The following is a 13,286-nucleotide window of genomic DNA, read 5'->3' on the forward strand; positions in this document are numbered from 1 at the left end:
CCAAAATGCCCCGCTCGGCTGCCTACAACGCCTCCAGCGAAGCCATCAGGTCACTCAGCCGGTCGACCTTGTCGTCGCTCAGCACCGTGGCCTCGAGGCCCTCCACATAGATCGCCAGTTCCTCCACGCTGCTGCATTCGAACATGGCCCGCAGCGGCACGTTCAGTTGCAGCACCTTCTGCACCCGCGAAGCAATCTGGGTGGCCAGCAGCGAATGCCCGCCCAACTCGAAGAAGTTGTCGCGCACCCCCACCCGCTCGACCTTGAGCACATCGGCCCAGATGTCAGCCAGTTGCTGCTCCAGTTCGCTGCGCGGCGCCAGGTAGGCCTGGCTGTGCTGCTGGCCGAACTCGATGGCCGGCAGCGCCTTGCGGTCGAGCTTGCCGTTGGCGTTGCGCGGCAACTCGGCCAGCCACGCCCAGTGCAGCGGCACCATGTACTCCGGCAGTTCGGCGCGCAGGCGCTGGCGAACCTGTTCCAGCAATGGCGCCGTGTCGGCACGGCTGTCGGCCGCCACCAGGTAGCCGACCAGGTGCTTGCCGTTGGCACCCTCCTGCACGCCCACCGCCGCGTCACGCACCTGGACCTGTTCATGCAGGCGTGCCTCGATTTCGCCCAGTTCGATGCGGTAGCCGCGAATCTTCACCTGGTGATCGATGCGCCCCACGTACTCCAGCACCCCGTCGGCACGCCGGCGTGCCAGGTCGCCGGTGCGGTACAGACGCTCGCCCGGGGCGCCGAACGGGTGCGGGATGAACGCCTGGGCCGTGCGCAGCGGGTCGCCCACGTAGCCGCGCCCTACCCCGGTGCCGGCCACGCACAGCTCGCCCACCGCGCCCAGCGGCACCAGCTCGTGATCTTCACCGAACAGGTACAGGCGGTTGTTGTCGGTCGGCGTGCCGATCGGCAGGTAGCTGCCCTGGGTGGAGGCCGCATCGACGCGAAAGAACGCCACGTCATCGGAGCACTCGGCCGGGCCGTAGGCATTCACCAGGCCGACCTGCGGGTAGCGCTCCAGCCACTGCCAGGCCAGCTCCGGCGGCATCGCCTCGCCGGTGGGCAGCATCCAGCGCAGGCCGCTCAGGTGCTGGCGCTCGTTGCCCAGCATGCCCTGGATCAGCGACGGCACGCTTTCGAGCACCGTGATGCCGGCGGCCTGCACATGCTCCAGCAGCCCTTGCGGATCGTGCGCGATGGCATTGGGCACGATCGCCACCTGCGCGCCGAACAGCGGCGCGGCAAGGAACTGCCACACCGAGATATCGAAACTCTGCGAGGCGGTCTGCGCGATCACGTCCGCTTCGCCCAGTTGCAGGTACGGCACCTTGCTCAGCTGGTTGTTGAGCATGCCGCGCTGCTCGACCATCACGCCCTTGGGCAGGCCGGTGGAGCCGGAGGTGTAGATCACGTAGGCGAGGTTGTCCGGCGCGCTGTAGATGCCCGGGTTGGCTTCGCTGCCGTCGCCGGCCTGAATGTCCTCCCACACCAGCAGGCGCGGCCGCCCGGCACACCCCAGTTCGTCCATCAGGGCCTGTGCCTGGGCCAGGCAGGCCCGGGTGCAGACGATCACCGGGGTGCGGCTGAGCTCGACGATGCGTTGCAGACGCGCGCCGGGCAGGCCCGGGTCCAGCGGCAGGTAGCCGGCGCCGGCCTTGAAGCTGCCGACGATCATGCCCAGCAGCGCCAGCCCGCGCTCGGCCAGCAGTGCCACCGGCTGGTCGACCTGCACCCCGGCCGCCACCAGGGCATGCCCGAGGCGGTTGGCCTGGCAGTTCAGCTCGGCGTAGCTGCACTGCTGTTCGAGGCAGCGTGCGACCACCCGATCGGGATGCGCCGCCACCCTCGCCTCGAACAACGCCGCGTAGCTCTGCTGCAGCGGATAGGCATGCTCGCTGCGGTTGCAGTCCTGCAGCAGGAAGCGCTGTTCCTGCTCGCCCAGCAGTGCCAGCTGCGCCACATCGCCGTGCAAGCCCTCCATCAGCGCCAGCAGCAGGCGCTTGAATTCGCCCAGCAGGCGTTCGACTGTGGCGCGGTCGAAGTAGCGCTGGTCGAACGACAGGTGCAGGCCCAGGTCGTCGCCGGGGTAGCACACCGCCGTGAGCGGGAAGTTGGTGTGGGTGCGGCCCGAGTCGGAGGTTGCATTCAGGCTCTGGGCGCGGTCCAGCACCGCCACTTCGACCGGGGCGTTCTCGAACACGAACAGGCTGTCGAACAGCGGCTGGCCCTTGGGCAGTTCGCTGCATTCCTGGATGTTGACCAGCGGCAGGTACTCGTACTCGCGCACCTCCATGTTGCGTTCCAGCAGGCCCTGCAGCCACTGGCGCACCGAACACCGCTCGCCGGGGGCCGGCAGGGTGACACGCAGTGCGATGCTGTTGATGAACAGGCCCACGGTGTGCTGCATCTGCGGCAGGCTGACCGGGCGCCCGGCCACGGTCACGCCGAACACCACGTCACGCTCGCCGCTGAAGCGGCTGAGCACCAGCGCCCAGGCCGCCTGGGCGAAGGTGTTGACGGTCAGCTGATGGGCCTGGGCCAGCTCGCGCAGGCGTACCCCGTCCTCCACCGCCAGGCGCGTGTAGCAGTCGCCCACCTGCATGCCGCCGTGATCGCCCGCGTGCTCGCGCAGCAGCGGGCGGTCGCTTGGAAGGTAGGTGGTGCGCTCGAAGCCCTGCAGGTTCTGCCGCCACCACTGGCGCGCCTCGTCCAGGCTCTGGTGCTGCAGCCAGCCTATGTAGTCGCGGTAGCGCGGCGGCGTCGCCAGCTGCGCCTCACGGCCCTCGCCCAGGGCCAGGTAGAGCTCGAAGAAGTCGTTCATCAGCAGCGAGCGGCACCAGGCATCGATGAGGATGTGGTGGTTGCTCATCATGAACCAGTACTGCGCCTGGCCCACGCGGATCAGGCGCAGGTGGAACGGCGCCTGCTGCAACAGCTCGAAACCGGCCTCGCGCTCCTGCTTGTGCAGGGCCTGCAGACGTGCTTCGTGATCGGCCTGCGGGTCGGCGCTCCAGTCCTGATAGTCGATGGGCGTGGTGCCGGGCTTGTGGATGATCTGCAGCATGCCTTCGCCGGCATTCCAGCAGAACGAGGCGCGCAGGGCTTCGTGCCGCGCCACCACCGCCTGCCAGGCCTGGGCGAAGCGCTGCGGGTCGATCTCGCTGTTGATGCGGTAGCGGTCCTGCATGTAGTAGATGCCGGTGCCCGGTTCGAGCAGGGTGTGCAGCAGCATGCCCTCCTGCATCGGGGTCAGCGGGTACACGTCCTCGATCTGCGCGGCGGGCACCGGCAGGCTGTCGATCTGTGCCTGGGTCAGGCGCGCCAGCGGGAAGTCCGACGGCGTGAAGCTGCCGTTGGCGTCATCCAGGCAATGGACGATCAGGCTCGCCAGCTCGCCGAGGTAGGCGCGGGCCAGCGCTTCGATGGTCTGGGTGTCGAAGCGCTCGCGGCTGAAGGTCCAGCGCAGCTGCAACTGGCCGCCGTACACCTGGCCGTCGACGCTCAGCCAGTTGGGCAGCGGTGCGTCGAGGTCGTGGGCCAGGCCCGCGGGTTCGTCCACCGGCTGATACAGCGCCGCACTGCCGAACTGCTGGTCGAACTGGCCCAGGTAGTTGAAGGTGATGCGCGCCTGGGGCAGCGCGGCCATGGCTTCGCGGGTGGCGTCATCGGCCAGGTAGCGCAGTACCCCATACCCCAGGCCCTTGTGCGGCACGCTGCGCAGTTGCTCCTTGATCGCCTTGATCGAGGCCGCCTGCCCGGCGGCCTCCTCGATGTTCAGCGGGCTCAGGCGCAGCGGGTAGGCGCTGGTGAACCAGCCGACGCTGCGGCTCAGGTCGATCTCGTCGAACAGGGTTTCGCGGCCGTGCCCTTCGAGCTGCACCAGCACCGAGGTATCGCCACTCCAGCGGCACAGCACCCGGGCCAGCGCGGTCAGCAACAGGTCGTTGACCTGGGTGCGGTAGGCCGCGGGGGCCTGCTGCAGCAACTGGCGCGTCTGCCCCTGGCTCAGTTGCACGCTGACGGTGTGCGCCTGGCGGTGCAGGTTGGCACCCTGGGGGTGGTCGCACGGCAGCTCGCGGGTGGCGGCACTGAGCTGCGCCTGCCACCAGTGCTGCTCGTCACGCAGCGAGTCGCTGCCGGCATAGGTGGCCAGGCGTGCGGCCCAGTGGCTCATCGCGCTGGTCTTGGCCGCCAGCGGCTGGCCACGGTACAGCGCCTGCAGGTCTTCGAGCAGCACGCGCCACGACACGCCATCCACCACCAGGTGATGGATCGCCAGCAGCAGGCGCTGGGCGCCCTGCCCGTCCTCCACCAGCAGCGCACGCAGCAGCGGGCCGTCGGCGAGGTCGAGGCTGCGCTGCACATCGCTGTACAGGGCCTGGCAATCCTGCAGATCGGCCACCGAGGCCTGCCACAGCAGTGCGCGCGTATCGGCCGGGGCGTAGCTGGCGCGGCCCTCGCAAAAGCGCAGGCGCAGTGCATCGTGATGCGCCACCAGCGCCTGCAGGGCCTGTTCCAGCGCGTCGCTGGCCAGGCGTTCGGCAGGCGCCAGCAGCACGGCCTGGTTCCAGTGCTGCGGTTGCACCACGTCGCTGTCGAAGAACCAGTGCTGGATCGGCGTGAGCGCTGCAGCGCCGCTGAGCGGGCCCTGTTCGATCAGCGTGACCTGGCTGCGGCTGACCACCGTGGCCAGGGTCTGCACGGTCTGCTGCTGGAACAGGTCGCGGGCGCTGAAGTGCAGGCCCAGCTGGCGGGCGCGGCTGACCACCTGGATCGACAGGATCGAGTCGCCGCCCAGTTCGAAGAAGTTGTCCTGCAGGCCCACGCGCTCGACGTTGAGCACATCGCGCCAGATCGCGGCCAGTTGCTGCTCCACCTCGCTGCGTGGCGCCTCGTAGTGCTCGCGGCCCTGCTCCCTGTCCGGCAGCGGCAACGCGTGACGGTCGAGCTTGCCGTTGCCGGTCAGCGGCATCTGATCCAGCAGCACCAGGTGGGCGGGCACCATGTAGTCGGGCAGGTTCACCCGCAGTTGCGCCTTGAGGCTGTCGCGCAGCGCCGCCTGCTGTTCGGCGCCGGCCTGTGCCTGCTCGCACACCAGGTAGGCAGCCAGTTGCTTGCCGCCGGGCATGTCCAGCGCCAGCACCACGGCCTCGCGCACGTCGGCATGTTCCAGCAGGCGGCTTTCGATTTCACCCAGCTCGATACGGAAGCCGCGGATCTTCACCTGATGGTCGATACGCCCCATGTACTCCACCAGCCCGTCGGCGCGCTGGCGCACCAGGTCGCCGGTGCGGTACAGGCGCCCGCCCCGCTGGCTGAACGGGTCGGCGACGAAGCGTTCGGCGCTCAGCCCAGGTCGATCATGGTAGCCCTGGGCCAGGCCTGCGCCACCGATGTACAGCTCGCCAATGGCGCCCTGCGGCAGCAGCGCCAGGTCGGCATCGAGGATGTACGCCACGCGGGCGCCGATCACCCGGCCGATCGGCACACTGCCGACGCCCGCTTCAAGGGCCGGTGGTGCCAGGCAGGCCAGCGGCATCACCACGGTTTCGGTGGGGCCGTAGGCATTGAAGAACTGCGCCGGCTTGAACGCCTCGCGAATGCGTTGCAGGTGCTCGCCGGTCAGTGCTTCGCCGCCGGTGATGCACAGGCGCACCGGCAGCTGTTCGTCGCGGCTGGCCAGCCATTGCGCCAACTGGCTGCCGTAGCTCGGCGTGAAGCCCAGCACGCTGACCTGCTGCTGGCGGATCAGCGTGCAGATTTCCTCGGCGCCCCACTGCCCCTGGGCGCGCAGCACCACCCGTGCGCCGCTGAGCAATGGCACCAGCAGGCGCTCGGTGGCCGCGTCGAAGTTGATCGAATAGAAGTGCAGCTCGCAGTCGTCGCTGCGCATGCCGAACGCCTCGATCACCGCCAGGCAGTGCATGGCGATCTCGCCATGGCTGACCACCACGCCCTTGGGCTTGCCGGTGGAGCCGGAGGTGTAGATCAGGTAGGCCTGATGGCCCGGCAGGCTGAGTGACGGCAAGGCCTCGGCGCTGTAGCCGTGCAGCGCCGCCGCGTCGTCGTCCAGGCACCAGCGGGCCACGCCGGACGGCAGCTCGCCCAGCCTGTCGAACAGCGCGCGCTGGCCCAGCAGCAGGCCGATGCCGCTGTCCTGGATCATGTACTGCAGGCGTTCGAGGGGGTATTCCGGGTCCAGCGGCACGTAGGCACCGCCGGCCTTGAGAATCGCCAGCAGGCCGATCACCAACTGCGCCGAACGCTCCAGCGCCAGGCCCACCCGCACCTGCGGGCCCACGCCACGTTCGCGCAGCACCCGCGCCAGGCGGTTGGCCCGGGCATCGAGCTGGGCGTAGCTCAGGTGTTCACCGGCAAAGGTCAGTGCCAGTGCATCCGGGGTGCGCTGGGCCTGTGCACTGAACAGGTCATGCACGGTGCGGTTCAGGCCCGGCGCTGCGGGGTCGCCGGCCAGGTTGTCGAACAGGGCCTGGCGCTCGCCCTGGCCCAGCAGCGGCAGTTCGCACAGGCGTTGCTGCGGGTCGGCCAGCAAGGCGTCGAGCAACCGCTGCCAGTGCGCCGCCATGCGCGCGATGCGGGGCGCGTCGAACAGGTCGCAACTGTAGGTCAGGCAGCAGCCCAGGCGACGGTCGAGGTCGGTGACTTCCAGGTTGAGGTCGAACTTGGTCGCCCGGGCATCGTTGACCAGGTACTCCACCTGCATGCCGGCCAGTTGGCGGCTCTGCTGGAATTCCCAGCGCTGCACGTTGCACATCACCTGGAACAGCGGGTTGTAGGCGGCGCTGCGCGGTGGCTGCAAGGCTTCGACCAGGTGATCGAACGGCAGGTCCTGGTGCGACTGGCCGTCGATCACGGTCTGGCGCACCTGCTCGATCAGGTCGGCCACGCGCATCTGCCCGTCCAGCTGGCAACGCAGCACCTGGGTGTTGAGGAAGGCGCCGATCAGCCCCTCGCTTTCCGGGCGGATGCGGTTGGCCACCGGTGCGCCGATGCGCAGGTCGGTCTGCCCGCTGTAGCGGTACAGCAGCAGCGCCAGGGTGGCGGTCATGGTCATGAACAGGGTCAGGCCATGCTCGGCATTGAAGGCGCGCACCCTGGCGGCCAGCTCATCGCTCAGGTCGAAGCGGTACAGCTCGCCGCGGTGGCTCTGCACCGCCGGGCGCGGACGATCGGCGGGCAATTCCAGCACCGGGTGTTCATCGCCCAGCTGTGCGCGCCAGTAGTCCAGCTGGCGCTGGCGCTCGCCGGCCTCCAGCCACTGGCGCTGCCACACGCTGTAGTCCAGGTACTGCACCGGCAGCGGTTCGAGCGGCGAATCGCGGTCGTCCAGAAACGCTTCGTACAGCTCGCCCAGCTCGCGGGCAAAGATGTCCATGGCCCAGCCTTCGGTGACGATGTGGTGCAGGGTGAGCACGAAGTAGTGCTCCTGCTCGCCGGCCTTGACCAGGCAGGCACGCAGCAGCGGGCCGGTCTCCAGGTCGAACGGCTGGTGCGCCTGCTCGTCGGCCAGGGCCTGCAGGCGCTGCTGGCGCTGCGCCTGGTCGTGGGCCGAAAAATCCAGCCAGTTCATCACCAGCCCGGTGTCGGGCGAAACGGCCTGGTACGGTACGCCATCGATGCTCGGGAAGGTGGTGCGCAGGGTCTCGTGGCGCACGATCAGCGCCTGCAGGGCCTGTTCGAAGCGGCTGACGTCCAGCACCCCGCGCAGGCGTGCCATGCCGCCGACGTTGTAGGCCGGGCTGTCCGGCTCCATCTGCCAGAGGAACCACATGCGCTGCTGCGAGTACGACAGCGGCACCGGCTGGCTGCGGTCAATGCGCGTTATTTCGCCTTGCAGGTTGTGCTGCCCGGCCAGTTGCAGGGCCTCGATGCGCGCGGCGAAGGCGCCCAGCGCGCTGGCTTCGAACAGGGTGCGCAGTGGCAGTTCGACGTCGCAGGCCTGGCGCGTGCGGGCGATGATCTGGGTGGCCAGCAGCGAGTGCCCGCCGAGGGCGAAGAAGTCATCGTCCAGGCCGACCCGCGCCAGGCCCAGCACATCGCACCAGATGGCGGCGATCTGCTGTTGCAGCGGCGTGACCGGGGCAACATGCACGCGCTGCTGCCAACTCGGCTCGGGCAGCGCCTTGCGGTCGAGCTTGCCGCTGGGGCCCAGCGGCATCTGCGCCAGGTGCACCAGTTGCGCGGGCACCATGTAGGGCGGCAATTGCGCCGCCAGTGCGCTCAGCAATGCTTCGCCGCAGTCGTGCGCGTGGGTGTAGTAGCCGACCAGTTGCGGGCCGGCCGCCGTGTCGCGTACCAGCACCACGGCCTGCTCCACGCCCGGCTGGGCCAGCAGGCAGGCCTGCACCTCTTCGGGCTCTACACGAAAACCGCGCAGTTTGACCTGCTGGTCGATGCGGCCCAGGTATTCCAGTGCCCCCAGGTCGGCCAGCCAGCGCGCACGGTCGCCGCTGCGGTACAGGCGCTGGCCGTCGGCGCCGGGCACGAAGCGTTCGGCGGTGAGGCCCGGCCGGCCCAGGTAGCCACGGGCCAGGCCCGCACCGCCCAGGCACAGCTCACCGGGCACCCCCACAGGCGAAAGCGCCAGCTCCTCATCGAGCACCTGGCACTGCACGTTGGCCAGGGGCCGGCCGAGGGGCGAGCGCAGGCCGTCTTCACGGCGGCAGTGCCAGTGGGTGACGTTGATCGCGGTTTCGGTCGGCCCATAGCGGTTGTGCAGTGCCACGTGCGGCAGTACCTGCAGCACACGGTCGCGCAGCGCCGCCGGCAACGCCTCGCCGCCGGAGAACACCCGGCGCAGGCTGGTACAGGCGGCCGCCAGGGGCTCCTGCACGAACACCTGCAACAGCGGCGGCACGAAGTGCAGCGTGGTCACGCCATGCTGCTGCACCAGTTCGGCGATGCGCTGCGGGTCGCGGTGCTCGCCGGGGCCGGCCAGCACCAGCGTGCAGCCCTGGGCCAGCGGCCAGAAGCATTCCCACACCGACACGTCGAAGCTGATCGGGGCTTTTTGCAGCAGCACGTCGTGTTCGTCCAGCGCATAGGTGGCCTGCATCCAGTGCAGGCGCTCGGCCAGGGCCGCATGGGTGTTGCCCACGCCCTTGGGCTGGCCGGTGGAGCCGGAGGTGTAGATCACGTAGGCCAGGTTGTCACCGTGCAGGTGCAGGCCCGGCGCCTGGCTGGGCCAGTTGTCCAGGTGCAGGGTGTCCATGGCGATGGTACTCACGCCCTCGACCTGGGGCAGGCGTTCGAGCACCTCGCTGTGGCTGAGCAGCAGGCTTGCGCCGCAGTCGGCGAGCATGTAGGCCAGGCGCTCGGCCGGGTAGTCGACGTCCAGCGGCACGTAGGCACCACCGGCCTTGAGAATCGCCAGCAGGCCCACCAGCAGCTGCGGCGAACGCTCGGCGGCAATCGCCACGCACACGTCCGGGCCCACGCCCTTGTCGCGCAGGTAATGGGCCAGGCGGTTGGCCTGGGTGTGCAGGCTCGCGTAGTCCAGGCTGCCGCCGGCCCATACCAGCGCGGTGCGCTGCGGGGTGCTGCGCGCCTGTTCGTTGAGTTGCTCCACCAGCCACTGGCCGGGGGCCGCTGCCGGGGCCTGGCCCCAGTCGAGCAGTTGGGCGCGGCCCGGGGCGTCGAGCAGGTTCAGCTCGGCCAGCGGCAGCTGCGGCGCGCTGCTCACCTGCTGCAGCAGGCTGACCAGTTGCGCGGCCAGGCGCTCGATGCTGGCAGCGTCGAACAGCTCGTCGGCATAGTCGAAGGAAAGGCTGATGCGGCCCTGGTGGCCTTCTTCGCTGTGCAGTTGCAGGTCGAACTTGGCCTCGCGGCTGTGCCACGCCAGTTCGTCGGCCAACAGCCCCGGCAGGCGGCGCAAGGCGCCGAGGTCGCGCTGCTGGTGGTTGAACATGACCTGGAACAGGCCCTGCTCGCGGGCCTCGGGGAAGGCTTCGACCAACTGCTCGAACGGCAGGTCCTGGTTGGCCTGGGCTTCAAGGGTGCGCTGGCGCACCTGGGCCAGCAAGGCACTGAAGGGCTGGCGTGGGTCAAGCTCGGCGCGCAGCACCTGGGGGTTGATGAAGAAGCCGACCAGGCCCTGGGTTTCAAGGCGCGGGCGGTTGGCATTGGGCACGCCGACGCGGATGTCGCGCTGGCCGCTGTAGCGGTGCAGCAGGGTTTGCCAGGCCGCCAGCAACAGCATGAACAGGCTGGCATCGTGGGCCTGGGCCACCTGGCGCAGTGCAGTGCCCAGCGCCGGCTCAAGACGCAGGCTCAGGCGCTTGGCACTGTTGCACTGCTGCACCGAGCGCGGGCGATCGGTGGGCAGGTCGAGCACCGGCTGCGCATCGCCGAGCAAGGTCTTCCAGTAGGCGAGCTGGCGGGTACTTTCCCCCTGGGCCAGCCACTGGCGCTGCCAGCTGGCATAGTCGGCGTAATGCACCGGCAACGTATTCAGTCGCGCCTGCTGGCCCTGGCAGGCGGCGGCATACAGGCGCGCGAATTCGTCCAGCAGAATGTTCATCGACCAGCCGTCGGCGATAATGTGGTGCAGGGTCACCCACAGCTGATGGGTTTCGTTGCCCTGGCGTACCAGGGTGACCCGCAGCAGCGGCCCGCGCTCCAGGTCGAAGGGTTGGCGCGCCTCGTCTTCGCGCAACTGCTGAACGCGGGCCGGGGTTTCGTGCCCCAGGTCCAGGCTGTGCACCTGCAACGCCAGGTTCGCCAGCACGCGCTGCACCGGTTGGCCGTGGTGGTCGGCAAACACCGTGCGCAGCGCTTCATGGCGGGCCACCAGCGCCTGGAAGCTGCTGCGCAGCGCAGCCTCGTCCAGTTCGCCGCGCAGGCGCAGGCCACCCGGGATGTTGTAGGCCGCACTGCCAGGCTCCAGTTGCCACAGCAGCCACAGCCGGGCCTGAGCCAGCGATTGCGGCAGCGCCTGTTCGCGGGGCAATTGCGCGATGGCGCCCTGGGCCACCCCGCCGTCGATGTGCAGGCGGGCCACCTGGGCAGTGAAGCCGGCCAGGGTCGGCGCTTCGAACAGCAGGCTCAGGCTCAGTTCCAGCCCCAGTTCGTCACGCAGGCGCGCCGTGAGCTGGGTGGCGGCGATGGAGTTGCCGCCGAGCAGGAAGAAGTGATCGTCGTCGCCCACCTCGGCCACGTTCAGTTGCTCGCACCACAGCCGCGCGATCAGCGCCTGCAACCCGTCGCCGCTCGGCGCCGCGTGGCGTGCGGCAGGCGCCTGAGCCTCCGGGAAGCGGGCGTAGCAGTCCAGGCTGCCATCGTGCAGGCGCAGGCGGCAGGCCGAACGCTGCAACTTGCCGCTGGAGGTCTTGGGCAACGCACCGGGGTTGAGCAGCAGCACCACCGCCGGGGCCTGCTGGCAGGCATCGGCGATGACCTGGCGCAGGGTGCGGATCAGGTTCGCCGGCTCGATGACCTTCTGCACGTTGCGGCTGATCTCCACCGCGATGCCGATACCCTCCTCGCCCTGGTCGTCGACGGCGAACACTGCCACGCGGCCCTTGCGCAGCACGTCGACCTCGCGCTCCAGGGTCTTTTCCAGGTCCTGCGGGTAGAGGTTGTGCCCGCGTACGATGAGCATGTCCTTCAGGCGCCCGGTGACGAACAGTTCGCCGTCACGCATGAAGCCCAGGTCGCCGGTGCGCAGCCAGGTGCGCCCGCCGTGCTCGACGAAGGTCTTTGCGCTGGCCTCGGGGTTGCGCCAGTAACCGTGGGCGATGCTCGGGCCGGCGGCCCAGATCTCGCCCACCTGGTTGTCGCCCAGCACAGCCAGGGTGTGCGGTTCGACGACCTGCACCGCGTGCAGCGGCTGGCTGAAGCCGCAGCTCATCTGCACGCTGCCCTCGCCTGCTTCGGCGCGGTTGTGCGCCAGTGCCGCGCTGTCCAGCGCCAGCGCGGGGATACCGCCGCCGCGCACGCTGCCACTGACGAACAGGGTGGCTTCGGCCAGGCCGTAGCTGGCGAAGAAACTCGAGGGCACGAAACCGCACGCGGCGAATTTGTCGGCAAAGCTGTCGAGGCTGTCCTGGCGGATCGGCTCGGAGCCCGAATAGGCCACGCGCCAGCAGCTCAGGTCGAGGCTGGCCAGCGCCGCACTGCTGACGCGCTCGTTGCACAGGCGGTAGGCGAAGTCCGGCCCGCCGCTGATGGTGCCGCGGTAATCGCTGATCGCCTGCAGCCAGCGCTGCGGCCGCGCCAGGAAGTAGGCCGGGGCCATCAGCACGCAGGGCACGCCGCTGAAGATCGGTTGCAGCAGGCCGCCGATCAGGCCCATGTCGTGGTACAGCGGCAGCCAGCTGACGATCACGTCGTCGGGGTTCACGTCGATGCCGAAACCGTGGCGGATCAGCACTTCGTTGGCCACCAGGTTGCCGTGGCTGACCTGCACGCCCTTGGGCAGCGCGGTGGAGCCGGAGGTGTACTGCAGAAAGGCGATGTCGTCCGGCTTGAGCGACGGGGCCTGCCACTGCTCGCCCAGGCCGGCGTCAAGGTGATCGACGCTGAGCAGCTGCGGCGCATCCTCGCCCTTGAGTGCATCCAGGGCCAGCAGGCTGTTGTGCAGGTTGTCGACGGTCAGCAGCAGGCGCGGCTGGGCGTCCTCGATGATCGACAGCAGGCGGGCCTGGTGGTGGGTGCGCGAGGATTCCGGCGGATAGGCCGGCACGGCGATCACCCCGGCATACAGGCAGCCGAAGAACGCGGCGACGTAGTCCGGGCCACTGGGGAACAGCAGGATCGCGCGGTCGCCCGGCACCGCACGCGCCTGCAATGCGGCGGCGATGCTGCATGCACGCAGGTGCAGGTCACGGTAGCTGAGCACGGCCTGGTCGCGGGCGTCTTCGGCGAGAAAGCGCAAGGCCACCCGCTCAGGGGTCAGCGCAGCACGCTGGGTGAGGGCCTGGACCAGCGTAACCGGGAGTTCGAAGGCGTCCGTCATGGAAAGTTCCTGCCAGTGTCTGTACGTGAAAATCGGCATCGCGGGGCGCAGGGAGCCGGGTGTTCGGGCACCGGCACACGCCCTTCAGGGGCCGAGGATGTACACAGGGGAACGGATGAACGGGTGAAATAATTAGGCGCCACTGTGGCGCGGCGACCGGTGATTTTCGAAGCGGATCACGGAGTGGTGCTTAGAACCAAAAAACAGTTTGAAGTATTACTTTTCGCATTTGACAATAATTATCATTAAGAATAGCTTGTCGCACGTCGTAGGAAGCATCTCCTCGCGGAGTGCTTCGCTTCCCTCTTCGAGA

1 protein-coding gene is annotated in these 13,286 nt (G+C 69.0%); it reads right to left on the reverse strand.

Features of this window, described 5'->3' with window-relative positions; genetic code table 11:
• Positions 1-22 precede the first annotated feature (22 nt).
• Entirely contained in the window at positions 23-12,973 is a 12,951-nt protein-coding gene (locus tag MF6396_RS10165) for a non-ribosomal peptide synthetase (protein WP_078480237.1), read from the reverse strand.
• Between the last annotated feature and the right edge of the window lie 313 nt (positions 12,974-13,286).

The organism is Pseudomonas sp. MF6396 (assembly GCF_002018915.1).
GTDB lineage: Bacteria > Pseudomonadota > Gammaproteobacteria > Pseudomonadales > Pseudomonadaceae > Aquipseudomonas > Aquipseudomonas palmensis.

Bases quoted from the DNA above. Each gene is read 5' to 3' on its own strand.
- MF6396_RS10165 (WP_078480237.1), bottom strand. From the start codon at position 12,973: ATGACGGACGCCTTCGAACTCCCGGTTACGCTGGTCCAGGCCCTCACC.